The organism is Limobrevibacterium gyesilva, from assembly GCF_025989185.1.
Taxonomy (GTDB): domain Bacteria; phylum Pseudomonadota; class Alphaproteobacteria; order Acetobacterales; family Acetobacteraceae; genus Limobrevibacterium; species Limobrevibacterium gyesilva.
This window is the reverse complement of record NZ_JAPDNT010000043.1, coordinates 1-24,996: the sequence shown is the minus strand read 5'-3', so window position 1 is coordinate 24,996 and position 24,996 is coordinate 1. Positions and strand designations below refer to the sequence as shown.

22 protein-coding genes are annotated in these 24,996 nt (G+C 72.2%); 9 read left to right on the top strand and 13 right to left on the bottom strand.

The window, feature by feature from the left end:
- Positions 1-84: 84 nt before the first annotated feature.
- From OL599_RS26100 to OL599_RS24095, 3 genes are read right to left on the bottom strand one after another with little or no spacing between them, the layout of a single operon-like run.
- Positions 85-747 carry a glutathione S-transferase family protein gene (locus OL599_RS26100; RefSeq protein ID WP_264716598.1) on the bottom strand — a complete coding sequence of 221 codons (663 nt, stop codon included), beginning with the start codon at positions 745-747 and terminating at the stop codon, positions 85-87.
- Positions 748-751: 4 nt separating this feature from the next.
- A complete protein-coding gene (locus OL599_RS24100; RefSeq protein WP_264716597.1) occupies positions 752-1,906 on the bottom strand; it encodes a diaminopropionate ammonia-lyase in 1,155 nt (384 codons plus the stop codon).
- A gap of 55 nt (positions 1,907-1,961) precedes the next feature.
- Positions 1,962-3,371 (bottom strand): MFS transporter, encoded by a 1,410-nt coding sequence (locus OL599_RS24095; protein WP_264716596.1) that lies wholly within the window; start codon positions 3,369-3,371, stop codon positions 1,962-1,964.
- A 119-nt stretch (positions 3,372-3,490) separates the two neighbouring features.
- Here OL599_RS24095 and OL599_RS24090 point away from each other — a divergent pair, with 119 nt between their 5' ends.
- From OL599_RS24090 to OL599_RS24065, 6 genes are all read left to right on the top strand, one after another.
- Complete coding sequence (locus tag OL599_RS24090) at positions 3,491-4,468, top strand: NAD-dependent epimerase/dehydratase family protein (protein WP_264716595.1); 978 nt, start codon at positions 3,491-3,493, stop codon at positions 4,466-4,468.
- A 169-nt stretch (positions 4,469-4,637) separates the two neighbouring features.
- Positions 4,638-6,524 carry a chloride channel protein gene (locus OL599_RS24085; protein WP_264716594.1) on the top strand — a complete coding sequence of 629 codons (1,887 nt, stop codon included), beginning with the start codon at positions 4,638-4,640 and terminating at the stop codon, positions 6,522-6,524.
- Between the two features lie 276 nt (positions 6,525-6,800).
- Complete coding sequence (locus OL599_RS24080; RefSeq protein ID WP_264716599.1) at positions 6,801-7,019, top strand: hypothetical protein; 219 nt, start codon at positions 6,801-6,803, stop codon at positions 7,017-7,019.
- Between the two features lie 30 nt (positions 7,020-7,049).
- Entirely contained in the window at positions 7,050-7,364 is a 315-nt protein-coding gene (locus tag OL599_RS24075) for a cell envelope biogenesis protein OmpA (RefSeq protein WP_264716593.1), read from the top strand.
- Between the two features lie 86 nt (positions 7,365-7,450).
- Positions 7,451-7,903 carry an antitoxin Xre/MbcA/ParS toxin-binding domain-containing protein gene (locus OL599_RS24070; protein WP_264716592.1) on the top strand — a complete coding sequence of 151 codons (453 nt, stop codon included), beginning with the start codon at positions 7,451-7,453 and terminating at the stop codon, positions 7,901-7,903.
- Entirely contained in the window at positions 7,900-8,391 is a 492-nt protein-coding gene (locus OL599_RS24065; RefSeq protein WP_264716591.1) for an RES family NAD+ phosphorylase, read from the top strand. Before OL599_RS24070 ends, OL599_RS24065 begins: the two co-directional genes overlap by 4 nt.
- On the opposite strand, the gene pbpC is transcribed toward OL599_RS24065, so the two are convergent.
- The 6 genes from pbpC to OL599_RS24035 are packed head-to-tail and all read right to left on the bottom strand — an operon-like array spanning position 8,384 to position 18,577.
- Positions 8,384-10,300, bottom strand: a complete 1,917-nt coding sequence (gene pbpC / locus OL599_RS24060) for a penicillin-binding protein 1C (protein WP_264716589.1) — start codon at positions 10,298-10,300, stop codon at positions 8,384-8,386. The two genes, OL599_RS24065 and pbpC, sit on opposite strands and share 8 nt — an antisense overlap.
- Entirely contained in the window at positions 10,300-15,420 is a 5,121-nt protein-coding gene (locus OL599_RS24055) for an alpha-2-macroglobulin family protein (protein ID WP_264716588.1), read from the bottom strand. The genes pbpC and OL599_RS24055 overlap by 1 nt, the downstream gene beginning before the upstream one ends.
- Before the next feature lie 44 nt (positions 15,421-15,464).
- Positions 15,465-16,163, bottom strand: coding sequence for a gamma-glutamylcyclotransferase (locus OL599_RS24050; RefSeq protein WP_264716587.1), 699 nt, complete (start codon positions 16,161-16,163; stop codon positions 15,465-15,467).
- Positions 16,164-16,185: 22 nt separating this feature from the next.
- A complete protein-coding gene (gene mscL / locus OL599_RS24045) occupies positions 16,186-16,635 on the bottom strand; it encodes a large conductance mechanosensitive channel protein MscL (protein ID WP_264716586.1) in 450 nt (149 codons plus the stop codon).
- Between the two features lie 48 nt (positions 16,636-16,683).
- Positions 16,684-17,601, bottom strand: a complete 918-nt coding sequence (locus OL599_RS24040) for a polysaccharide deacetylase family protein (protein ID WP_264716585.1) — start codon at positions 17,599-17,601, stop codon at positions 16,684-16,686.
- Positions 17,594-18,577 (bottom strand): polysaccharide deacetylase family protein, encoded by a 984-nt coding sequence (locus OL599_RS24035; RefSeq protein WP_264716584.1) that lies wholly within the window; start codon positions 18,575-18,577, stop codon positions 17,594-17,596. The genes OL599_RS24040 and OL599_RS24035 overlap by 8 nt, the downstream gene beginning before the upstream one ends.
- 132 nt (positions 18,578-18,709) lie before the next feature.
- Here OL599_RS24035 and OL599_RS24030 point away from each other — a divergent pair, with 132 nt between their 5' ends.
- The gene (locus tag OL599_RS24030) at positions 18,710-18,958 is read left to right on the top strand and encodes a glycine zipper domain-containing protein (RefSeq protein ID WP_264716583.1); all 249 of its coding nucleotides are present in this window, start codon (positions 18,710-18,712) and stop codon (positions 18,956-18,958) included.
- A gap of 39 nt (positions 18,959-18,997) precedes the next feature.
- Here the strand turns inward: OL599_RS24030 and OL599_RS24025 are convergent, their stop codons facing one another.
- The 4 genes from OL599_RS24025 to OL599_RS24010 all read right to left on the bottom strand — a co-directional run bounded on the left by OL599_RS24025 (position 18,998) and on the right by OL599_RS24010 (position 23,028).
- Positions 18,998-19,432 carry a CBS domain-containing protein gene (locus OL599_RS24025; RefSeq protein ID WP_264716582.1) on the bottom strand — a complete coding sequence of 145 codons (435 nt, stop codon included), beginning with the start codon at positions 19,430-19,432 and terminating at the stop codon, positions 18,998-19,000.
- A gap of 146 nt (positions 19,433-19,578) precedes the next feature.
- A complete protein-coding gene (locus tag OL599_RS24020) occupies positions 19,579-21,339 on the bottom strand; it encodes a glucan ABC transporter ATP-binding protein/ permease (protein ID WP_264716581.1) in 1,761 nt (586 codons plus the stop codon).
- 74 nt (positions 21,340-21,413) lie between these two features.
- Entirely contained in the window at positions 21,414-22,262 is an 849-nt protein-coding gene (pdxY, locus tag OL599_RS24015; RefSeq protein ID WP_264716580.1) for a pyridoxal kinase PdxY, read from the bottom strand.
- Between the two features lie 19 nt (positions 22,263-22,281).
- Positions 22,282-23,028 (bottom strand): glucose 1-dehydrogenase, encoded by a 747-nt coding sequence (locus OL599_RS24010; RefSeq protein ID WP_264716578.1) that lies wholly within the window; start codon positions 23,026-23,028, stop codon positions 22,282-22,284.
- Between the two features lie 157 nt (positions 23,029-23,185).
- Here OL599_RS24010 and OL599_RS24005 point away from each other — a divergent pair, with 157 nt between their 5' ends.
- The gene (locus tag OL599_RS24005) at positions 23,186-24,268 is read left to right on the top strand and encodes an NADH:flavin oxidoreductase/NADH oxidase (protein WP_264716577.1); all 1,083 of its coding nucleotides are present in this window, start codon (positions 23,186-23,188) and stop codon (positions 24,266-24,268) included.
- A gap of 28 nt (positions 24,269-24,296) precedes the next feature.
- A partial coding sequence (locus OL599_RS24000) for a CoA transferase (protein ID WP_264716576.1) occupies positions 24,297-24,996 on the top strand: 700 nt, incomplete at its 3' end.

Genomic DNA, 24,996 nt, shown 5'->3' with positions numbered 1-24,996 from the left:
CCTGCGCGCCGCCCACGTCCTGCGCGTGCAGCGGCGCCGCCGCGAGCAGCACCCCCAGCGCCAGCACCGGCACCAGCCGCCCGATCATGAATCGCATCCTTCGGCGGGCTCGCCGGGAAACCGCGTCGCGATCATCGCCGGCCGCGCCGCCATCGCCCGCCACCAGGCCAGCAGCGGCGCAAACCGCGCCAGCAGCGCCGCCCCTGGCGCCGGCCAGCGCAGCAGCGCGAACATCGGGGCGGCATGCGTGTCCGCCAGCGTCAGCCGCGGCCCCGCCAGGAACGGCGCCGCGCCCATCAAGTCGGCCAGCGCCGCCAAACACCGCTCGGTCTGCGGCAACGCCTGCGCCACCACGGCGCGGTCCGTGGCCTGCCCCCGCGCCGGCCGGTCGATCAGCTCGACATACAGGCCGTAAACCATCGGCCGGAAAGTATAGGCGTCCAGCAGCGACATGATCTGCGCCATCCGCGCCCGCCCGGCGGCGTCGTCCGGCTGCAAGGGCGGCCCGGCGAATGCCTCGTCGACATAGCGCGCGATCGCCCCCGCTTCGTACAGTGCCACCTCGCCATGCTCGAAGGCGGGAATGCGCCCGAACGGATGGCGCCGCAGATGCGCCGGCGGCGGCCCGCCCGGGGCGAACACATCGACCTCCTCCAGCCGGTACGCCACCCCCTTCTCCGCCAGCGCCAGCCGGACAATGCGCGTGTACACGCTGTAGGTGGCGCCGTAGAGAACGGGAGAGGGCACGCCCCTACCCCACCAGTTGCCGGTACAGCTCGGGGTCGGTGGCGCCTTCGGTGCTGAACAGCAGCACCCGGCTGTCGGCCGCGAGCCCCAGCGCCTCGCGCGCCGCCGGATCGGCCGCCGCCAGCAGCAGCGCCGCGAGCCCCGCCACCCCGGACTCCCCGGCCACCATCCCTTGCGCCGCCAGCAGGCGCATGCAGTCCACCGCCGCCGCGTCCGGCACCGCCATGAACGCCGCCGCGCCGCGCTCCAGCTCCTGCCACGCCAGCAGGCTCGGCTCGCCGCAGGCAAGCCCCGCCATCAGCGTGTCGAGATCGCCGGGAACCGAGGTCGGCTCACCCAGTTCGGCGCTGGCCAGCAGGCAGGCCGCCTGCTCCGGCTCGGCCACGATCAGCTCCGGCGCCGGCGTGCAGTGCGTCCGCATATGCGCCGACACCGCCGCCGCCACGCCGCCCACGCCGCCCTGGACGAACACATGCGTGGGGGCGTCGCCGGCCCACTGCTGCACCGCCTCGTCGGCCATCACCCGGTAGCCCTGCATCACATCCACCGGCACGGTGGTGTATCCCTCCCACGACGTGTCGGAGACGACGAACCAGCCCTGCGCCGCCGCCACCCGTGCGGCCTCGCGCACCGCGTCGTCGTAGTTGCCGGGCACACGCTGCACCTCGGCGCCATAGCGCGCGATCGCGTCCACCCGCGCCTGGCTGACCGTGGCGTGCACGAAGATCACGCAGGCGCAGCCGAAGCGCTGGGCCCCCCAGGCGACCGAGCGGCCATGGTTGCCGTCGGTCGCACAGGTCACGGTGATCTGCCGCGTCGCCGCGCCGTAGCGCCCGCTCACCAGGTCGGCGGAGCTCGCATTCGCCGCGACACCCCGCCGCGCCAGCTCGGCCGCCAGCAGTTGCGCGACGGCATAGGCCCCGCCCAGCGCCTTGAAGCTGCCCAGGCCGAACCGCCCGGCCTCGTCCTTGATGCGCAGCGCCGCCACGCCGGCCGCGCGCGCCAGTTCCGGCAGGTCGCGCAGCGGCGTCGGCGCATAGCCGGGCCAGGACGTGATCTCCGCCTTGGCGCGACGAAAGCCGGACTCCGGCAGGATCACCGTGCCGGGCGTCCCGGCGCGGGGGTTGGGGAACAACTGGAAAGGATATGGCTTCAGCATGCCCGCAGACTGTGCCGGCCGGCGCCGCGCCGCAACCGTCACCCTGCCGAAAACGTCATGCTTTCGCCGGCTGGAACGCCAGCAGCCGCCGCACCGCCGCGAAGGCCAGCAGCGGCGACAGCGCGTAGGCGCCGAACAGCCACGCCGCCGCCGCCTGCGCCCCGGCCGCGCCGCCCGGCACGGTCAGGCCGGCGAGGTTGGTCACCATCCCGCCCAGCGCCGAACCCGCGGCGTTCGACACCATGATCACCATGGTCATGGACGCCGCCGCCAGGTCCTTCTCCCCTTCGGCGGCGAAGGCGAAGATCCGCGCCCCCAGATGCGGCCAGCACACGCCGATGCCCAGGCCCATTCCCAGCAGCAACGCGCCGATCACCCCCACCTGCAGCGCCGGCACCATCGCGCCATGCGGCATCAGCACGCACAGGCCGGCCAGGCTCGCCGCCATCACCAGCGGCCCCGCCTGCATCACCAGCCGCGCCTGCGGCGGCCGCAGGCCCGACCCGCTCACCGAGCCGATGGTCCAGCCCGCCGACATCAGCGCCGACAGGTAGCCGGCATGCAGCGGCGCCAGCCCGTGCAGCTTCTGCAGGAAATACGGCACGAAGATCTCGGTGGTGATGCCGATGATCAGCATCAGCATCACCGCGTAGGCGGCCCCCAGCGGGGTCGCCGGATTGCACGCCCCGCCCGGCAGCAGCCGTCGCCCGCCTTTTTCCAGCCGCATGAACAGCGCGAACAGCCCCAGCCCCGCCGCCACCCCCGCCACGTTCCAGACCGGCAGCGGCGAGGTGCTGCCCACCGACACTGCCAGCACGCTGCCGGCCAGCACTGCGAGGTTCACGAACGCCATCCGCGTGCGCGGCACCGGCGGCCGCGCCAGGCCCCGCGGCAGCGCCACTTCCACCAGCAGCAGCAGCAGCGGCGCCAGCGCGAACACCGACCAGAACGCCATCCGCCACGCGCCATACTCCGCGAAGATGCCGCCCACCGCCGGCCCGGACAGCGTGGCCACGCCCCAGGCCGCCGAGACGATCGAGATCGCCGGCGCCCATAGCCGCTCAGGGAACAGCGCCCGCACCATGGTGAACGACAGCGCCGACAGCGTCCCGGCCCCGAGCCCCTGCACCAGCCGCCCCGCCAGCAGCACCGGCATGGACGGCGCCAGCGCGCACACCGCCGAGCCCAGCGCGAACGCCCCCAGCGCCACCCGGTACAGGTTGCGCGCGCCCATCCGCGACAGCAGCCGCGCGCAGCCGGCCCCGCCCAGCACCGAGGCGACCACGTACAGAGTCGTGTTCCAGGCGAAGTAATCGAGCCCGCCGATTTCGGCGACGACCGACGGCAGGATCGTCACGACGATGAACACGTTGACGGCGTGCATCATCATGCCGCCGCCCACCACCGCGCCGCGCGCCACATGGCCGCCGCGCAGCAGCTCGCTCCAACCGCCAGTCTGGGTCACGCCACGACTCCTCCCGATGTTGCCAGCATGGCGCAATCGCCCGCAAAGGAAACCCCGCCCCCTTCCCTCGCCGCCGGGCCTATGCTTATCGGAAACCACACCGGCATGGAGACAGGCGGATGCGCATATCGATCCTGGGCGGCGGCGGATTCCTGGGGCGCAAGGTCGCGTCCCGGCTGGCCGCGGACGGCACGCTCGGCGGCACACCCGTCACGTCGCTCACCCTGTTCGACCTCGCCGCCCCGCCGGCCCCCTCGGCGCCGTTCCCCGTCGCCACGCTCGGCGGCGACATCGCAGCGCTTCCGGCCGCAGCGATTCCCGAAGGCACCGACGTCGTCTTTCACCTCGCCGCCGTGGTCAGCGCCGCCGCCGAGGCGGATTACGATCTGGGACGGCGGGTGAACCTGCACGGCACCGACGCAGTGATCGACGCCTGCCGCCGCCTCGCCAGGCCGCCGCGCGTGGTGTTCACCAGCAGTGTCGCCAGTTTCTCCGGCGGCCAGGGCGCGCTGCTGGACGACGACGCCCGCCAGGTGCCCGCGAACAGCTACGGCACCCAGAAGGCGGCGGCGGAAATGCTGCTCGCCGACGCCTCGCGCCGCGGCTTCATGGATGCCGTCAGCCTGCGCCTGCCCACCATCATCGTCCGGCCCGGCCGGCCCAACAAGGCCGCCAGCAGCTTCTTCTCCGCGATCGTGCGCGAGCCGCTGCTGGGCCTGGAAACCGAGCTGCCGGTGCCCGACGCTTTCGCGGTCTGGGTCGCGAGTCCGCGCCGCGCCACCGAATGGCTGCTGCATGCCGCCGCCATGGACACGGCGCCGATGGGGCTCGACCGCAGCCTCACCCCGCCCGGGCTCAGCGTCACCGTCGGCGAGATCCTGACGGCGCTGGAACAGGTGAAGCCCGGCGCCGCCGCTCTGGTCCGCCGCGTCGCCGACCCCGCCATCGCCGCCATCGTCGGCGGCTGGCCACCCGGCTTCCGCCCGGTGCGTGCGCCGGCCCTCGGCTTCGCGCGCCATGAGCCGCTGGTGGATGTCGTGCGCGCATTTGCTGCCGACGATCTGGACGCCACCAGGCGCGAACGGGGCCTGGGCTGACAAATCTGCAACGTCAAAGAGTCGTTACGCAAACTTAAGGCGACTATGTGATACTGCCGATTGATCGGGCCAGTGAAACAGCCCATCAATGAAGCTCGTTAACGTCTGAATAGTTTGCGGCCGAAGCGGCGACCGCCTCTTCGACGGCGATGGGTTGCAATCGGTCGGCATGGCCAGTTTCTCCGGCTTCAGCTTTCCCGGCTTTTCGCGCAACGCGGGCGATTCGGCCGCGCGGCGGCGGGGGCTGTTCGGCCGCAAGACCGCCGACACCGTCACCCGCGACGCGCCGCTGCGCCACCGCCGCCCCCTCGGCGAGATCGTCCTGCACGCGCCGCACACGCTGCGCGCGCTGGTTCGCGCCGACGAGCTCTGGCTGGTCGTGCTCGCCGCCTTCGTCGGCCTCGCCGCCGGCCTGGGCGTGACCGCCATGACCACGGTCACGCAGGCAATCCACCGCGTGCTGTTCGACCTCGGCCCGAACGAGCGGCTCAGCGGCCAGGTCGAGATCTCCGCCGTGCGGGTGCTGACGGCACTGGTCATCGGCGGCACGCTGGTCGGCCTGGTCAATCTCGCCGTGGCGCGCTGGCGGCCGCGCCAGGCGGTCGACGCGATCGAGGCCAACGCCCTGTATGGCGGCCGCATGTCGCTGAACGACAGCCTGATCGTGGTCGGCCAGACCATGCTGTCCAACAGCGCCGGCGCCTCGGTCGGGCTCGAGGCCGGCTACACCCAGCTCGGCGCCGCCCTGGCCAGCCGCCTCGGCCGCATGTTCCGGGTCCGCCGCAACGATTTGCGCCTGCTGGTGGGCTGCGGCGCGGCGGGCGCCATCGGCGCCGCCTTCAACGGTCCGCTGACCGGCGCGTTCTATGCGTTCGAGCTGGTGATCGGCACCTACTCCCTGGCGACCCTCGCCCCCGTGGTGGTGGCCTCCATCACCGCCGTCTCGGTCGTGCGGGTGCTGATCCCCGACGAATACGGCTTCGACATCCGGGTCCCCACCGCCATCGAGCCGGTGAACTACCTGCCCATCCTCGCCTTGGGCGTCGTCTGCGCGCTCGTCGGCATCGCCATCATGCGCGGCGTGACGCTGACCGAGACGCTGTTCCGCCGCAGCAAGGTGCCGGCCTGGGCGCGCCCGGCGGCCGGCGGACTCGTGGTGGCCATCCTCGCGCTGGTATCGCCGCAGGTGCTCTCCTCCGGCCACGCCGCCCTCCAGGTCGGGCTCGACGCGCCCTATACGCTGAGCCACATCGCCCTGCTGATGGTGCTGAAGGCGACGGCCTCGGCGGTCTCGGTGGGGTCCGGGTTTCGCGGCGGGCTGTTCTTCGCCTCGCTGTTCCTGGGCGCGCTGCTCGGCAAGCTGTTCGCCGCCGCCCTGGCCTCGATCACCGTCGTGCAGGCGATCCCCCCCGTGGTCTGCGCGCTGGTGGGCATGAGCGCCATGGCGGTGGCCATCGTCGGCGGGCCGCTCACCATGGTCTTCCTGGCGCTGGAAACCACCGGCAGCCTGCCGCTGACCGTGGCCGTGGTCGCGGCCAGCGTGATCTCGGCGCTCACCGTGCGCCGCACCTTCGGCTACTCCTTCGCCACCTGGCGCTTCCACCTGCGCGGCGAGGCCATCCGCAGCGCCGTCGATATCGGCTGGATGCGCAACCTCACGGTCGGCCGCATGATGCGGCGCGAGGTGCGGACGGTGCGCGCCGACACCACGCTGGCCGCCTTCCGCCGCGACGTGCCGCTGGGTGCGACCAACCGTGTCGTGGTGGTGGACGAGGCCAACCGCTACGCCGGCATCGTGCTGGTGGCCGAGGCCCATGCCACCGACAGCAAGGCCGAGAGCCTCACCGACCTGCTGCACTATGAAAACGACGTGCTGCTGCCGCAGATGACCATCAAGGAAGCGGTGGCGGCGTTCGAGGAGGCGGAAGCCGACGCGCTGGCCGTGGTCGACGGCGCGGAGAGTCGCCGCGTGATCGGTGCGCTGACCGAGCAATATGCGCTGCGGCGCTACAGCGAAGAGCTCGAACGCCGGCGGCGGGAACTGTCGGGCGAATAACCCGCCTTCCGCTTGCGTTGCCGGCCGCTCACGGCCATGTGAACAGAGGGTCAATATATCGCCACGATCCCTGCCTCATATGATCGGCGCCGAGATGATCACGGTAACGAATACGAATATGCACGCATGCCCATCCAGTGAACCTTCAGCACGATTGTCGTGCATGTGCCGATCGGGCACCTGCTGTTCCAGATGCCGGCCTTCTGGCCCTGGGTTCACTTCGGTATGCTTACTGGACGGGACCGAGTATTGCCCGCCTTACGAAAGGAACGCCTCATGACCGCTCTCAAGCGCGGCCTTATCCTCGTCCTCTGCGCCGGTTCGCTCGCGGCCTGCTCGGGCATGAACCGCACGCAGCAGCGCACCCTTTCGGGCGGCGCCATCGGTGCCGCCGGCGGCGCGGCCCTGACCGCGATCGTGGGCGGCCCGGTCCTGCTGGGCACGGCGCTGGGTGCAGCCGGCGGCGCGGCCGTCGGCGCCATCACCTCGCAGTAACCGCACGCGCCGAAACAGGAATCCCCAATCATGCGACACGTTCTGCGAACCGGCCTCGCGGCCATGGCGATCACGCTCGGCCTGGCGGCCTGCTCGAACCCGTATGACCCCGGCCAGCGCGCCGTCGGCGGTGGCCTGCTCGGCGCCGGCACCGGTGCCGCCATCGGCGCCGTCGCCGGCGGCGGCCGTGGGGCCGCGACCGGCGCCCTGATCGGCGGCGCCCTCGGCGCCGTCGGCGGCGCCGTCACCACGCCGCAGCAGTCCCAGCCCACCTACCAGCAGCAGCCCTACCCGCAGCAGCAGCAGTACTACCAGCAGCCCACCTACCAGCAGCCTTATCGCTGACGCCTGATCCGGCAACCCTGCGCTGCGTCCGGCTTGCCGCCCTCTCAACTGAGACTATATTTCGTCTCAGTTGAGAGGAGGTCCTGATGGCAAGCGGCGCAGGGGTTGCCGAGGTTCTGGGCATCGGGCCGCGAAATCACGAACCCATGTCGCTTCTGACGCTGGTCACGGAGGTCGACAAGGGATTGCCGTTGTCGGCGCTCGACAGGGTGGTCCGGCATTTCGCACCACAGGACAGCGCGTTCATCTTCCGCCTCATCCCGCGGGCGACGCTCGCGCGGCGGCGCAAGGGCGCGGCCGGCCAGGCCGAGCCGTCGCGGCTGTCGCCGGACGAGGGCGCGAAGGTCGCCCGGCTCGCGGAAGTCTGGGCCCTCGCCCGCGATGTCTGGGGCACGGACGAGGCGGCACGGGCCTTCCTGTTCCGCCCGCACCCGTTGCTCGACGGGCGCTGCCCCGTGGACGTGGTCCTGGCGAACGAATTCGGGCGCCCGCTCGTGGAAGGGATTCTCGGCAGGCTCAAATACGGCTCCGCGGCTTGACGGCCCAGACGCTCGACCGCGTCCTCACCGCCTATCGCATCGGCGACCCGAACGGCGCCCACCCGATCTTCGACGCAACCGGTTCGACGCTCTACCCGGGCCGCTGGAACACGCCGGCGAGCCCGATGATCTACGCCGCCGAGCGCTACGCCACGGCCATGCTCGAGAAACTGGTCCACGGCAGCGGCAGCCTGCCCCCCAACCAGCATTTCATCGAGATCACCATCCCCAACGGCCTTTCCTACGAGATGCTGGACCCCGCCGACATGCCCGGCTGGGCCGATCCGGCCTGCACCGCGTCGAAGAAATTCGGCGAAGCATGGCAGCAGGAAAAGCGGTCGGTGCTGCTCATCGTCCCGAGCGTCGTCGCCCGGATGGAGCACAATTTCCTGATCAACCCCGAACACCCGGAGTTCCCACGGATCACCCACGGGCTCCATCGTCCGGTCTGGTGGGACACCCGGCTGTTCTCAAGCCCGGCTATCTGACCCGCACGGCGGCGTGCGCGGCCGCACCGTCCGCATCCAGGATGGTCACCCGGTAGAACCCCGGCGCCGGCGGCAGCCAGGCGACCTCGCGCCGGGCCGGGTCGTGCGGCAACGGGGCTCCGTCCACCATGAAAGTCAGCGGCCGCCGCCCGCCCATCGCCCGTACCACCACCGGGCCATCATTGCTCAGCACCGCGCCGGCCGGCGGGAACAGCAGCCGCAGCCCATCCGCCGGCCGCGCTGTCGCCACCCGCGCGGCATCGGCCAGGGCCGGGGCCGGCGCCGCCACCCGCGGCGCGGGCGGCAACAGGTCGAACATCCGCGCCAGCAGCGGCAGCGCCAGCGCCCGGCCGGTGGCGCCCGGCAGCGGCGTGCCGTTCGGCCGCCCCACCCAGGCCGCGGCCACGAAGCCACGGTCGAACCCCAGGGCCCAGGCATCGCGCCCGCCCCAGCTCGTGCCGGTCTTCCACGCCACCCCCGCGCGCCCGCCATCCGGGAACGGCTGCGTCAGCACGTCGGCGACCATGGCGGCGATGCGCGGCGGCAGGAAGGGCTGCCGCGCCACCAGGTCATCGTCGCGCAGCCGCAGCGCGGGCACGCTGCCGTCGCCGGCCAGCGCCGCGTACAGCCCCACGGCCTGGCGCAGCGTCACCCCCGCCCCGCCCAGCGCCAGCGGCAAAGACGGGTCGGCGCCCGCCGGCAGCCGCAGCGTCACCCCCGCAGTGCGCAGCGTCGCCAGGAAGCGCAACGGTCCCACCCGGTCCAGCAACGCCACCGCTGGCAGGTTCAGCGACCGCCGCAACGCCTCGGCCGCGGTCACCGGGCCGGCAAAGCCGCGGTCGAAATTCTCCGGCGCGTAGCCCCCGAACCGCCGCGGCAGGTCATCGAGCCGCGTCTCCGGCCCGGCGATTCCGTCCTGGAACGCCATGGCATAGATGAACGGCTTCAGCGCCGACCCCGGCGAGCGCACCGCCCGCGTCAGGTCCAGCGAAATCCTCCCGCCCGTGGCCAGCGCCCGGATGTCGCCGGACGGCTCGGCGACCAGCAGCGCCAGCGCCGCCCGCTCCGGCAGGGCCTGCATCCGCTCCGCCGCCAGCCGTTCCAGCGCCGCCTGCAACGGCAGATCGAGCGTGGTCGCGACTCGCGACGCCGGCACCCGCCCCGCCAACAGCCCGGACAGGGCCTGCCCGGCATGCCGCGGCAGCCGCAGCCGCTGCGCCGGCATCGCGCCGCCGTCGGCGTGCAGGATGCGGTCGCGCAGCACCCGCGCCCGCTCGGCGTGCCGGTCCGGCCGCAACGCCTCGGGCCGGCGGGGAATTGCCACCAGCAGCGCCGCCTGCGCCGGGTCCAGCAGCCGCGGCGACACCCCGAACCAGGCCATCGCCCCCGCCCGCGCCCCCTCGAGATTGCCGCCATAGGGCGCCAGCGTCAGCCAGATCCCCAGGATCTCCCGCTTCGAGAAGCGCCGCTCCAGCTGCAGCGCCCGGACGACCTCGATCAGCTTCGACCGCATGGTCCGCGGCCGCGGCTCCAGCAGCCGGGCCGCCTGCATGGTCAGGGTGGACCCGCCCGAGACGATCCGCCCGGCCGACAGGTCCTGCAGCGCCGCCCGCGCCAAGGCCAGCGGGTTGACCCCGGGATGCCACCAGAAATGCCGATCCTCGGTGGCCACCAGCGTCTCCACCAGCACCGGCGCCACGTCGTCCGCCGCGGTCCGGAACCGCCACACGCCCCCCGGCGCCGGCAACAGCGCCAGCGTGCGGCCGGAGCGATCGACCACTTCGGTGCCCACGGTCTCCAGGCGCGAAAGGTCCGGGGGAAAGGCCCGATCCAGCACCGCCGCGGCCGCAACCAGGGAAGCGGCGGAGGCGGCCAGGGCCAGCAGCCGTGCCCGGGCCTTGGCTGCCATCACTCCGGCGCCAGCACGCTGATCCGGTTGGCCGCCTGGCGGGCGTAGATCGCCGGGCGGTACATGTCCGACAGCTCCGCCCCCGGGATTTCGTAACTCCCCGGCGTCACCGCCCGCACCCGCACCGCCACGCGGAAATCGGCCTTGTCGGCGGTCAGCGCCAGCACCGCGGCGAAGCGGTCATCGGCGGCCGGCTGCGCTTCGGTTTCGCTCAGCTCGCCCAGCCATTTCATGCCCGCGACCGCACCGCTGCCCATCCGCCCGGCGATCTCCCAGCCGGCCGGCAATCCCTGCAGCAGCATGGCGCGGTGGTCCTGCCCGTCCTCCGCCTTGCCCTCCAGCAGCATCACGAACACGGTGTTCTGCCGCAGCTTGTCCAGGTCGAGCGTGCTGCCGTCGAGGTTGAAGAAGCGCCGGCTCACCCGCATCCCCGCCCGCGACGCCGCCGGCGCCTGCGCCGGCACCCCGGTCACGGACACGGACTGCCACACCGCCTGCTGGCCGAGATTGCGTGCGGTGGCCGGTCCCGCCAGCGCCAGCGTCAGCCCCGGCGTGCCCGTCCTCTCCGTGCCATCGACAGCTACCTTCACCGGCCGCCCGTCGCGTCCCAGCACCGCGGCCGCGGCGGCGGTCCAGGCCTGCTCCTGGGTGCTCAGCGTCGCCGGCGACAGGTCCGCCCCCGGCAGCGCCGCCACCAGCCGGGCCAGCCGGTCCTGCAGCAGCCCGCTTTCCTTCAGCAGCACCGCCATCGCCGCCTGGTCGCGCAGCGCGGTGCCGTAATCGACGTGCCACCAGCGCCGCGCCGGCGCCGCCAGCGCCGCCGCGAAGGCCGCCTCGGCGCGCGGCCGGTCATGCGCCAGGGCGAGCGCCGCGCCGAGCTGCGCCTTGGCCAGCGGCGTCGGCAGCTGGTCGATGTGCTCGGCCAGCACCCGCGCCGCCCCCGGCCGTCCCTGCCCGGCCATGGCCAGCACGTACAGCCGGTAGGCCTGGGCCGCCCGGTTCTCCGGTCCCTCCGCATCGCTCTCGGCGGCATCGGCGAGGAACTTCAACCCATCAGCCAGCGCCTGCTCCGGCACCGCCGCCCCCGCCGCCTTGGCGCGCAGCAGGAACTCCATGGCGTAGGCGGACAGCCACGACTCGGCCTCGCCATTGGCCGTCCACAGCGCGAAGCCGCCGTCGTAGCGCTGACGGTCCAGCACCGACGCCACCGCTGTTTGCAGCCGTGCCGCCCGCTGCTCGCCTGCCAGCGGCCCGTCCGGCAGCAGCGCCAGCGGCAAGCCGCGGCTGGCGGATTGCTCGACGCAGGACAGCGGATACTCCGCCAGCGCCTGCACCACCGCCGCCGCATCGAAGCGCACCGGCGCGCCAAAGCTCGCCATCGCCCGCCAGGTGCCGGCCACGAAGCGGTCGGCGGCCGGAACCAGCTTCACCTCGGCCCCCGGCTGCAACTCGGCCGCCGCCACCAGCGACATCGGCCCGCGCGCCGGCCGCACGGTGATCGCGGCCTCGCGCTGCACGCGGAACCCGCCCGGCCCGGTCACGTCCAGACGGATCACGCCCCGCCCCGCCCCGGTCGCGCGCAGCGTGGTGACGGGAATCGCCTGCGCCCCCGGCGCCAGGTTGGCCGCCAGCCGGTCCGGCCCGCCCAGTTCCAGCGGCCCCTCAACGCTGACCACGACGGCCGCCTCGCCGGCGGGCAGATCGAGGTTGTGCAGCAGCACCGACAGCCGCGTCTCGTCGCCCGGTGCCAGGAAGCGCGGCAGCAGCGGCTCGGCGATCAGCGGATCGCGCACCGTCACGTCCATGGACGCGGCGCCGACGCGGCTGCCCTGCCAGCCCACCGCCATCAGCCGCACCTGCCCGTTGAAATCGGGCAGATCGACCGGGATCACCGCCCGCCCGTCGGCCCCGGCCTGCACCGGCGGGGTGAACAGCGTCACCGTGCGCTGGGGAATGTCCGGCAGCACGAAGCTGCCCTCGTCGCCGCCCTGGCGCAGCAATGTCGCCTCGCCCTCGGCCGGCGCGATCAGCCGCCCCCAGTCGTCGCGGATATCCAGCCCCAGCCGCCGGCGGCCGAGGAAATGCGGCGCCGGATCGGGCGAGGCGAAGCGGGTCAGCCGCAGGATGCCCTCGTCCACCACCGCCAGCGTCACCCAGGCGCCCGGCGCGGCCGTCACGGCGACATCGGTGCGCAGCCGCGGCGTGGTCCGCTCCGGCGCCGCGATCGCCATCGCCAGCGTCCGGGCGGCGGGGTCCACCCCCACCCAGGTCAGCCCGATCGCCCGCCCGGGCCGGTTGGCGTTGTCGCCCGCGCGGAACACATGCACGCCGACATAGGCACCCGGCCCCCAGCTCGCCTCCACCGGCACGTCCACGTCCGCCCCGGCTTCCGGCACCGTCAGCGTGCGCAGCGACAGCACCCGGTCGGACAGCACCACCAGCGTCGCTTCGCCGGCGAAGGGCGGCGCGATGTGGATCTTCACCCGTTCCCCGACCGGCACGGCCCGCCGGTCGGCGGACACGTCCACCCGATCGGGCACATCCGGGCTGTCCGACCCCGCCCAGCCCGAGCGGAACCGGTACGACGTCGCCGCCATGCCGCCCGCTTGCGAAACCTCCAGCCGATAGCGGCCGAAATCCAGCCGCTTGGCGAAATGCAAGGGCGCGTCGGCGGGGATCGCCACGTCCTGCGTCTCCAGCGGCTCGTCCTTCCACACCGTCTCGTAACGGGCGAGGCTGCCGCGCATGACGATGCGCCAGTCCGGCCGTTCCCGCACCAGGCGCAGCCGCGCCGGCAGCGCCATGCGCGCCCCGTCCGGCTGCACCGCGACGATGTCGAACGCCGCCTCCGCCCCCGCATCCACCGCGTTCTCGGCGAACAGCGGCTTCACCCCGATCAGCGGGTTGGCGCCGCGCACGGGAATGCTGGTCGCGGCCCGCGAGGCATGGCCCGACGGGTCGTTCACGTCCACCTCGATCTCGGCCTTCAGCGCCTGCGTGGTATCGGGCGCCCGCGGCAGCGCCAGCTTCAGCGTGGTCTGGCCCTGCGCATCCGTGTCCGGCAGATCGAGGTCGATGGCTTCGGGCGCATAGGCCTCCCCGGCCAGCCCGATCCGGTAGCCGGCCAGCGCCGGGAAGGGCTGCGGATCGACCACCAGCCGCAGCGCCGCCTTGCCCGACAGCCCCGCCGCCGGCGCGCCGTACAGGAACCGCGCCGTCACCGGCAGCGTGGACGGGGTTCCCGGCACGATCGCCGCCGGCCCCTGGCCCAGCTCCACCGCCATGCGGTCCGGCACGAACGCATCGACGCGGAATTCCGCCCGCCCGATCGGCGCGCCCGCGGGATCGGCGCGCACCTCCACCACCCAGGTCCCGGCGGCGGCGCCCGCCGACAGCGTCACCGGCACATGGATCGACGCCTCGGCCGCCCGCGCCGGCACCGTCTTGAGGAAGGTCTGCCCGTTCGGCCGCTTCACCCGCAGTTCCGCGGGAATGTCGGCCGGCAGCCCGGCGGCGTCGCGCAGCAGCGCCATCACCTGCACGGTTTCGCCGGGCCGGTAGATGCCGCGGTCGAGCCAGACATAGGCATCGAGCGGTCCGGGATGCGGCATCCCGTCCACCCCGCGATCCGACAGGTCGAACGCCGCGGCGTTGAGATCGAGGGCCGCGAAATCCTCGTCCGCCCCGAACGCGTGCAGCGCATCGGGGGCCAGCGGTCCCTCGCCGCGCAGCAGCGGTGCGGGGAACCGGCCGACGCCGGTCGCATCGGTGGTGGCCTCGCCGAGGATGTCGTTGTTGCGCGCCACCAGCGCCAACCGCACGCCGGCGCGCGGCTTGGCGTCGGAATAGCCGCGCATCTGCACCGTCAGCCCGTCGCTGCCGCGCCACACCGTGGGTGCGAGGTCGGTGCTCAGGATCACCTGCACCGCCCCGGCGGCGCTGCTGGAAATGCCGTCGCCCGGCTGCGCCGACAGCAGGTACACGCCGGGCCCCGCGGTCTTCAGCGCATCCGGGAACGGCAGCGCCGTGCGTGCCGGCTTGTTCGCCTCCCATTTCGGGATGTCGGCCTTGCCTTCCCACACCACCCGGCCGGCCTGGTCGGCGAGATAGCCGGCGCTCCAGGTCTCCATCGGCTCGCCCAGCTTCGCGTCGCGCAGCAAGGCGGCGACGTTGCGCTCGGTCAGCCGCACCAGCTTCAGCGCCACGCTGGACAGGTTGGTGGTGCTCAGCGTCACCGCCGGCGCCTGCCCGCGCGGCAGCACGAACAGCCGCGTGTCGAACACGATGCGCGGCTTGCGATTCGGGATGGCCAGATTCAGCGGCGTGTCGCGCCCCAGCGCCACACCCTGCTCGCCCGGCAGCCCGGCGCGCAGCACCACGCGCGTGGTCGCCCCCGACGGCAGGCCGGAGACGCAGAGCTGGTCGCCCTCGCGCGTCACCGCCGCCCCCGGCACCGCCGGCTCCAGCCGCACCCAGTCCTGCGGCACGAAATCGCTGCTGCGGCTCGGCGCCACGGTGAACGCGACGCAGGCGCGCGGCGGATCGGCCTCGCCCTCGATGCGCACCCGCCGCACCATGAGGCCGGCAACGCGCTGCGCCTCGGCCAGCATGCGCTTGTAGCCGGCGTCGTCCGGCGCCCGCTCCACCACCGCTTCCAGCGCCTGGACCATCTGCGCGTCCCGGCCCAGCGCGTGCAGCGCCTCGCCCATCACCAGCAACGCGGGGATCTCGCCCTCGCCGGACGGCGCATCCTGGAAGCTGTGCCAGGCCGCCAGCAGCGCCTTCTGCGCATCTGGCGGGGTGCGGCGCATGAACGCGGTGGCGAGGTCCTGCCACTGCTGCGCGGTCGCCTCGCCCAGCGCGACGCGTTGCTCCAACGCGATGACCGCCGCGCCCCAGTCCTTTTTCTGCAATGCCGCCGCGGCCCGCTGCTCGGCGGCGCTGCGTGCCTGCGGCGTGCCGCCCGCGGGATAGCGCCGGGTCAGCGCCGTCTCATAGGCCCGCATGTCCGACGCGACGCCCGGCAGCTCGAAATCCTCGGCCCAGGACCGGCCTGCGGCCAGCGGCGCCACCGCGAGAACAAGACCGAGCAACACCGCCGCCAGACCGAACCGCCGCATCGCCGACCCCCCATGCGTTGTCCGGCGACTATAGCAGGATCTGGCTAATCCCCAGGGGCCAACGCAACTGTTACCTGATTGGCCAGCCGCTCCACCAACGGGTCGCGAATGCCCATGCCGCGCAACCCGTCACGCGTGCGGAACAGATACTCGGCCGCCGTCCCCAGCCCGCCGCGCGCCGTGGCCAGCCGCCGGACCACCTCGTCCTCCGCCAGGTCGCCGCAATAGGACGGCACGGCCGGATTGATGGTGAAGGCGATCGCCTGCCCCAGCTTTTCGCCCGCCTGGTCCTCCACCGGCACCCAGAGCGGAATGTAGCCGTCGGCCACCATCTCCCGCCGCCACAGCAGGTCGAGCTCGTGCTCCAGCCCGTCCTCGGCCACGCGCAGCACCGCGCCCACGCAGTCGCCGCCCTGGCGCAGGCCCAGCATCACGCCCGGATTGTCCGGGGTGCCGCGCCCGGCCTTGGTGGACAGGCAGAACGACCGGTGCCAGCCCACCGCCCGCGCCATGCGCCGCCCGGCGATATGGATGGCGGGATTCCAGATCAGGCTGCCATAGGCGAACACCCACAGCCCGTCGCCATGCTCCGGCCGCGCCTGCAGGATGGCGCGCAGCGACGCGGTGCGCTCGGCGTCGGTCGTCAGCCGCATGTCCGGATTGGCCTGGGCGATCATCGCCGGCAGATGGCCGGCCAGCAGCAGGTCGCGCGTGAGGCCGGATGGAGCGTCGGTGGGTTTCATGGCCGGCGTGATGGTACAGCTTCTATTTCTGCGCAAGCAGGTCGCGGATCTCTGCCAGCAGCACTTCGGTGCGCGGCGGCGGCGGCGGCGCGGCCGGCGCTTCCGCCTTCCGGCGCTGCAAGGCGTTCAGCGCCTTCACCACCCAGAACACGGCGAAGGCGACGATGAGGAACTGGATGACGGCATTGAGGAACAGCCCGACATTCAGCGTCACCGCGCCGGCCGCCCGCGCGGCGTCCAGCGTCGGCGCCGACGGGCCTTTCAGCGTGATGAAGATGTTGCTGAAGTCGATGCCGCCCAGCAGCAGGCCGATCAACGGGTTGAACAGATCCTTCACCAAGCTGCCGACGATCGCGGTGAACGCCGCGCCGATGATGATGCCGACGGCGAGGTCCACGACATTGCCGCGCATCACGAAGGCCTGGAATTCCTGCACCCAGCCCGGCGTTTTCATCGGAAGCGGCGATGCCATCGTCTGTCTCCCTGTGATTCGCTTTCCGTTTCGCGATTCGTTTCACCCTTATAGCTGCACCCGCGCCGCCTGTGCCACCGCATCGGTGGTGGCCTGCCACACGCCGCCCCGCCCCAGCACGCGGCTGAGCGCGTCCGCCAGATAGCGGACGCGGTGCGCCTGCCCGGCGATCCACGGGTGCAGCGTCAGGTTGAACGCCGCCCCGCCCTCGCCGTGCAGCACCGCGAACCCTTCGGCGATGCCGTCCGCCCAGACCCGGGGCGAAACCCGCCGCAGCCACATGCATTCGAGATCGTTCCATTCCGACTGCACCGGCAACGATACGACCGGGCCGGGTCCGATCAGATAGGGCCGGTCGTCGTTGCTCCAGTCCGCGACATAGGAAAACCCCGCCTCGGCCAGCAGCGCAGGCGTGCGCGGGCTCTCGTTGAAGTCCTGCCCGCACCAGCCGGTGGGCGCGCGGCCCACGCTGGCCTGAACCGCGGCACGGCTCGCGGCGATGAATGCCTGCTCGTCGGCAGCGCTCATGCGGCTGGTGATGCGGCGCGTGGCGTGGGTGCCGTGCGCCATGAACGCCGCCCCGCGCCGTGCGCATTCGTCCACCAGTTCCGGGTAGCGCCGCGCCGCCTCGACGCCGAGCGCCACGCTCGGCACCACGCCAAACCGGTCCAGCGCCTCCAGCACCCGGAATATGCCCACGCGGTTGCCGTATTCGCGCTGGCTCCAGGTCAGCCAGTCCGGGAAGAAATTGCCCAGCGGCGAGACCACCCGCGGGTCGCGGCTCGCCTCCGGCGGCGGCGCCACTTCCCAGTAGTCCAGCATCAGCGTCACCGTGAAGGCGATGCGCGCCCCGCCCGGCCAGGCGAAGCGCGGGCCCTGCGCCAGCGTGCGGTACGGATACAAGGCATGGTCCATGCTGGGCGCGCGCACCTCGCCCACCGGCGGCTGCTTCGCGGGGTCAGCCATGCGCCACCTCCCGCGCCCGCAGATGCGCCTCGACCGCCGGCAGGTGCTGCGCCCGGTAATGGTCGGCGATCTCCGCCGCGGTCGCGCACCACACGCCGGGATGCGCCAGGATGTATTCCATCACCTTGCGGAACCCGCGGATGCGGTGCGGCTGGCCGACCCAGAACGGGTGCAGGGCGATGCACATCACCCGCCCCTGCTCGGCCCCCTCCGCATAGACCGTGTCGAAATGGTCGCGGATCTGCTGGGCGAAAGCGTCGATCTCGTCGCCGCGCCGCCAGGCGATCACGTCGTTCAGCTCGACGGAATAGGGCACGGTGATCAGGCTGCCGGTGCGGGTGCGCACCGGGAACGGCTGATCGTCGTGGTACAGGTCGCAGCAATAGTCGTAGCCGGTCTCGGCGGCGAGGTCGAAGGTGCGCAGCGTGTTGGTGATGGCCGGGCTGAACCAGCCGCGCTGCTCCCGCCCGGTCAGCCGGCGATGGATCTCGCGGCATTCCAGCATCGCCGCGCGCTCCTCCGCCTCGGTGAAGTCCCAGTGGTAGCGGGTGTTGTAGATGCCGTGCGACATCAGCTCCCAGCGCCGCTGCTCCATCGCCTCCAGGATCTGCGGGTAGTGCTGGAGCACCGCCATCGACAGGCTGACGGTGCAGCGCAGGCCGAGCGCATCGGTCGCCTCGAACAGCCGCCACAGCCCGACGCGGTTGCCGTAGTCGCGGATGGAATAGCCGAGCACGTCCGGATGCGGGCTGCGCGGCCACGGGTCGCGGGTGCGCTGGAACTTCGGCAGCCACTCGTAGTGCTCGATATTCGGGCACACCCACAGCGCCACGCGCGCGCCGTTCGGCCAGGTGAGCTTCGGCCGGTGCAGGATCGGCGAATAGGCGACGATGTCGGGCTCCAAGGCATCCCTCCGCGCAGGCTCGATGCGCCAGCGTAGCAGCGCGCGGCCGGAACGGAACCCCTGCCGCGCCATCGCACGCGCCGTTGGACGCGAATCGTGCCCGATCGCCAGAGTGATCCGCAATCGACGCTGCCGGTCCCCGTGAGTCGTGGCCCGAACCGGACAGGCGCACTGGCCCGTCCGCGCAGAACAAGGATGCCGCCGATGCCCCAGTTGATCCGCCTGACCGCCGCAGCCGCGCTGGCCCTGCTGGCCGGCTGCGGCACCAGCAATTTCGACCGCACCACCACCGGCGCCGGCACCGGGGCCGCCACGGGTGCGACCATCGGCCTGCTCGGCGGCCCGGTCGGCGCCGCCGCCGGCGCGCTGATCGGCGCCACGGCCGGCGCCGTCGTCGGCAGCGCCACCGACCCGAAGGATGTCAACCTCGGCAAGCCGATCTGGCAGGAATAGCCGCCCGGCCCCTCCCCGCGCGGGAGCGGCGGATATCGGTCAGGCAGCCCCGGACACGTAGGCCTTCAGGCTGTCCACCTCGTATTCCTGCTGCATGATCCTGGCCTTCACCACGTCGCCGATGCTGACGATGCCGATCAGCGCGCCATGCTCCAGCACCGGCAGGTGCCGGAACCGGCCTTCGGTCATCATCGTCATGGCTTCGGTCACCGTGGTCCGCGGCGTCACCGTCCGCACCTCGCGCGTCATCAACTGGCCCGCCGTCATCTGCAACGCCCGCGCGCCATGGGCCGCCAGCGCGTGCACGATGTCGCGTTCGCTGATGATGCCCATCAACTGGTCCGCGGCGTCGTGCACGACCACCGCGCCGATGCGCCGGTTTGAAAGTATGCCCGCAAGCTCGCCCACGGTGGCGTCCGGATTGACGGACGCGATGTCATGGCCCTTGTGCTTCAGAATCGCAGCGACGGTCATGGCACATGTCCCCCTGTCGGTGGGCAGCATCCTGCGGCACATCAGTCCGTACCACCGGATCCGGCCCACAAACCGGGATCATGCGCCCGGCCGGCACGGCGACGCAAAAACTTGGCGTGCGGCGCACAATCTTTTGTATGGCCGCGCTATTCCGCCGGCACCGGCGCCAGCTGCGTGGCCACCAGCTCGGCAAAGCGGTCGTGGCGTTGCAGCAGCGCCTCGAAGCTGCCCTGCTCCACGATCTGCCCGGCGTCGAAGACCAGTATCTCGTCGGCGTCGCGCACGGTGGACAGGCGATGCGCGATGATGAAGGTGGTGCGCCCGGACATCAGCGTCTTCAGCGCCCGGCTCACCCGCGCCTCGGTGGCCGCGTCCAGCGCGCTGGTGGCCTCGTCCAGGATCAGGATCGGCGGGTCCTTCAACAGGGCCCGCGCGATCGCCAGGCGCTGGCGCTGCCCGCCCGACAGCGTGGTCCCGCGTTCACCCACCACGGTGTCGTAGCCCAGCGGCTGGCGGATGATGAACTCGTGCGCATCGGCCATCCGGGTGGCGCGGTCCAGCTCGGCCTCGGTGGCGTCGGGCTTGCCGATCAGCAGGTTCTCGCGGATCGTCCGGTTCAGCAGCATCGCCTCCTGGAACACCACGCCGATGCCGCGCCGCAGGCTTTCCAGCGTCACGTCGCGCAAATCCTGCCCGTCGATCAGGATGCGCCCCTCGGTCGGGTCCCACATCCGTTGCAGCAGCGCCATCACGGTCGACTTGCCCGCGCCGGTGCGCCCGACCAGCGCCACCGTCGTGCCGGGCCGGGCCGTGAACGACACGCCCTGCAGCACCGGCGGCCCGCCGGGATAGGCGAAGCCCACGTCCTCGAACACCACCTCGCCCGGGCCGGGGACCAGCGCCACCGCATTGGGCTTCTCGGGCACCGAGCTCGTCGTATCCAGCACCTTGAAGAATTCCTCGAGCCCGGGAACTTCCATGAACAGCCGCGCGGCGAACGACATCGCGCCGTCCAGCCGCCCGATCAGCAGCATGGCCAGCCCCATGAAGCTGACGATCTCGCCCACGCTCGCCTGGCCCCGCACATGCAGAACGGTGCCGATCACCACGATCGAGATCACCGCGATGGTGCTGGCCGCGCGCGTCATCACGTTCACCAGCGCCCACCAGTTCAGCACCGGGAACTGGTTCGCGATCACCTTGTCCATGATCTCGCCGAACAGCCGCGTCTCGGCGGCCAGCCGGGTGAAGGACTGCACCACGGTCACGTTGGCCAGCGCGTCCTGCGCGGTGCCGGCCAGCGCCATCTGCCAATGCTGCGCCCGCTGCTGCCCGGCTTCGGTATGGCGGATCACCAGCGCCGTCAGCACGCAGAACAGCACCACCAGCACCATCAGCGACACCGCCAGCCGCCAGTTCAGGAACATCGTCAGCGGCAGCAGCACCAGGGTGGCGACGAAAGTGGAGAGCTGGTCGCGGAAGAAGGACAGCCACAGCCAGAACATCGCGTCGGCGCCGGACAGCATGATCTTCATCAGCCGCCCGGAATGCGCGACGCCATGAAAGGACAGCGGCAGCCACAGCACATGCTCGTAGAAGCGGCGCATCGCCATCAGCCGGTTGCGGTGCGCCAGGCGCTCGGCCTGCAGGGCGGCGGCGATGTTGGCGACGATGCCCGCCACGCCCACCGCCGCCCACAGCCCCAGCAGCTGCACCGCCTGCGTCCACAGCGCGTCCGGCGGCGTCGTGTCGGAATGCGACAGCATCTCGATGACGCGGCCGAACAGCACCGGGTCGACGAACTGCAGTCCGGCCACCACCAGGTTGGCCACGGTCAACAGAATGGCGATACGCAGGTCGCGCCCAAGCGTGCCGATGACGCGGCCGTAGACCCGCAACAATCTCATGCAGCTTACGGTGCCACATCTCTGCGGCAGCAAAAGGGCAAAGTCGGGGCCTGCACAAGATCAGGCAGGCGGAGTCAGCAGGGGGCGGCCTCGAAGCGGTGCGACGGATGCACGAACTCCTCCTGCGCCGCCACGGTCAGGATCTCCCGCGATCCCGCCTCGGCGGTCCGCCGCAGCAGGCCATGGACGGCGCTGCCGGCCTCGCCCAGCGCCACCGCGGCACTGCCGGTGCGCAGCCGGTGGAACAGGAACAGGGCCGCGATCGCGTCGCCCGCCCCGTTCACGCTGAGATCGAGCAGCGGGGTGCGCAGGCGATGGAAGGCCCCGCCTTCGCCGGCGATCATGTCCATGGCGTCGGCCGGCGTATCCTCGGTGCGCACGCTGGTCACCATCACCGTGCGCGGCCCCAGCGCCTGCAGCTTCGCGATCGCGGCCTTCACGCCGTGCAGCGTGTCGCAGGGCAGCCCGGTCAGCAGCCGCAGCTCGAACAGGTTCGGCGTGGCGATGTCTGCCGCCGCCAGCGCCTGGTCGCGCATCAGCTCGGGGATGCCGGGCCGCACATAGACCTGGGTGTCGTCGTCGCCGATCACGGGATCGCAGCAATACAGCGCCGCCGGGTTGGCCGCCTTCACCCGGCGCACCGCGTCCAGGATCGCCTCGCCGATGCCGGCGTCGCCCATGTAGCCGGACAGCACGGCATCGCAGCGCCCCAGCGCCCCGCGCGCCGCGATGCCGTCGATCACGCGGGCGATCTGGGCGCCGGTGAATACGTCCCCGGTCCAGTGGCCATAGCCGGTGTGGTTGGAGAACTGGACGGTGTTCACCGCCCACACCTCCGCCCCCAGCCGTTGCAGCGGGAAGGCGGCGCTGGCGTTGCCCACATGGCCATAGGCGACCCAGGACTGGATCGAGAGGATGTTCATCGGCCGCCTTTCGCGCCGGTCACGCGGTGCGCCCGCCATCCACCGGCAGCAGGATCCCGGTGATGAACGACGACGAATCCTCGGCCAGCCACAGGCAGGCATTGGCGATGTCGGCCGGCGTGCTCATCCGCCCCAGCGGGATCGAGCCGACGAATTTCTGCCGGATCTCCGGGTTGTCGGCCTGGCCCATGAACTCCTCCAGCAGGCCGGTGGCGCCGATCACCGGGCAGACCGAGTTCACCCGGATGTTCTCCGGCGCCAGCTCGATGGCCATGCAATGGGTCATGGTGTTCACCGCGCCCTTGGTGCCGTTGTACCAGACCAGCCCGGGGCGCGGCCGGATGCCCGCGGTGCTGCCGATATTGATGATCGAGCCGCCACGGCCCTGGCTGCGGAACACGGGGATCGCGGCCTGCGCCATCCAGTACAGCGACTTCACGTTGACCGCGTACACGCGATCGAACGTCGCCTCGTCCACTTCCAGCATCGGGCGGTTGCGATGCGTGGTGCCGGCGTTGTTCACCACGATGTCCAGCCCGCCGAACCGCGTCACCGCGGCATCGACCATGGCCTGCACGTCCGCGCCCTTGCTGACGTCGCCATGCACCGCCACGCCGCCGATCTCGCCGGCCACGCGGCCCGCCGCGTCCGCGTTCAGGTCGGCGACCACCACCTTGGCGCCTTCCTGCGCATACAGCCGCGCGATCCCTTCGCCGAACCCGCCGCCCGCCCCGGTGACCACGGCCACCTTGCCCTTCAGACGCATCTTCATCTCCTCACCCAACCGTGCGCGGACGCTAGGCGGCAGCTATGTCCGTCGTCAAACGGGCGCCGGCGACGCCCGCAGGCCGGGCTCCGCCTTGCCATCGCGCGCCGTTCGCTCTAACCGGCATGCAACGCCCTCGGAAAGACAGGCCCCCTCGATGTCCTCGCCCAAGCTGTTCCAGCCCATCACCTTCCGCTCCGTCACCGCGCGCAACCGCATCACCGTCGGGCCGATGTGCCAGTACAGCGCCAAGGATGGGCTGGCCGACGACTGGCATGTCCAGCATCTCGGCGCCCGCGCCATGGGCGGCGCCGGCATCGTGTTCACCGAGGCCTGCCACGTCTCCGCCATCGGCCGCATCACCCCGGGCTGCCTCGGCCTGTACACGCCCGAGCACCAGGCGATGATCCAGCGCCTGGCCGCGATCATCACCTATGGCGGCGCCGTTCCGGGCCTGCAGATCGCCCATGCCGGCCGCAAGGCCAGTTCCAACGTGCCCTGGCTCGGCGGCAAGGGCCTCGCCCTCGCCGATGGCGGCTGGGTCCCGGTCGGCCCCACCGCCGAGCCGTTCGGCGACAGCCACACCGCGCCGCATGCGCTGTCCGTCGCCGAGATCGCCGGGATCACCGAACAGTTCGCCGCCAGCACCCGCATGGCGCGCGAGGCCGGCATCAAGATCATCGAGATCCATGGCGCCCACGGCTACCTCATCCATTCCTTCCTCTCGCCCATCTCCAACAAGCGCAACGACGCCTATGGCGGCGACCTCGATGGCCGCGCGCGCCTGCTGATGGAAGTGCTGGACGCCGTGCGCAGCGAATGGCCGGACGACCTGCCGCTGTTCGTGCGCCTGTCTTCGGTGGACTGGATGGAAGGCGGCCTGACCATCGACGACACGGTGGAGATCGCCAGGCGCCTGAAGGCCACCGGCAAGGTCGACCTGATCGACTGCTCCTCGGGCGGCGTCGCCCTGTCCGGGCCGAAGATCCCGTCCATCCACCCCGGCTACCAGGTGCCGTTCGCCGACGCCGTGCGCCAGCGTGCCGGCATCGCCACCGGCGCCGTCGGCATGATCACCGCCCCCGAGCACGCCGACGAGATCGTCGCCAACAACCGCGCGGACCTCGTCTTCGTTGCCCGCGCCCTGCTGGCCGACCCCGCCTGGCCGCTGCGCGCCGCCCGGCAACTGGGCGCGCAGCTGGATCTGGTGCCGCAATACCGCCGCGCCACGCTGACCTGAGGCGGGCGCCCAGCCCGGGAGGCCGGACATGGACATATCCAGCAGCACGCTCACCCAGCTCTGGCGCCTGTCCGGCCTGCCGGACCTCGCCCCCGGCGCGCCGAGCCTCACCGGCGCCGACCCGGTGCTGCCCTCCTCCTTCCGCGTCGGCACCGCCGCCCAGGCCTCGATCGCCGCCGCCGCCCTGGCCGCCGCCGAGATCTGGCGCCGCCGCACCGGTGGCACCCAGCAGGTCGGCGTGGACATGCGCCACGCCGCCGCCGAGTTCCGCAGCGAGCGCCATCTGCGCATCGACGGCGCCGTGCCCCCCGACCCGTGGGACCGCATCGCCGGCACCTATCGCTGCGGCGACGGACGCTGGGTGCGGCTGCACACCAACTTCCCGCACCACCGCGACGGCATGCTGCGCCTGCTGGACTGCGCGCATGACCGCGCCGCCGTGACCGCCGCGCTGGCCCGCTGGCAGGCCGAGGCGTTCGAGACCGCCGCCGCCGAGGCCGGCCTGGCCGTCACCTGCCTGCGCAGCTTCGCCGAGTGGGATGCGCATCCCCAGGGCCAGGCCGTCGCCGCCCTGCCGGCGCTGTCCATCGAGCGCATCGGCGACGCCCCGCCGGTTCCGCTCGGCCCGCCCGGCGCCCGCCCGCTCTCCGGCCTGCGCGCGCTCGACCTCACCCGCGTCATCGCGGGTCCCGTCTGCGGCCGCGCGCTCGCCGCCCACGGCCCGGACG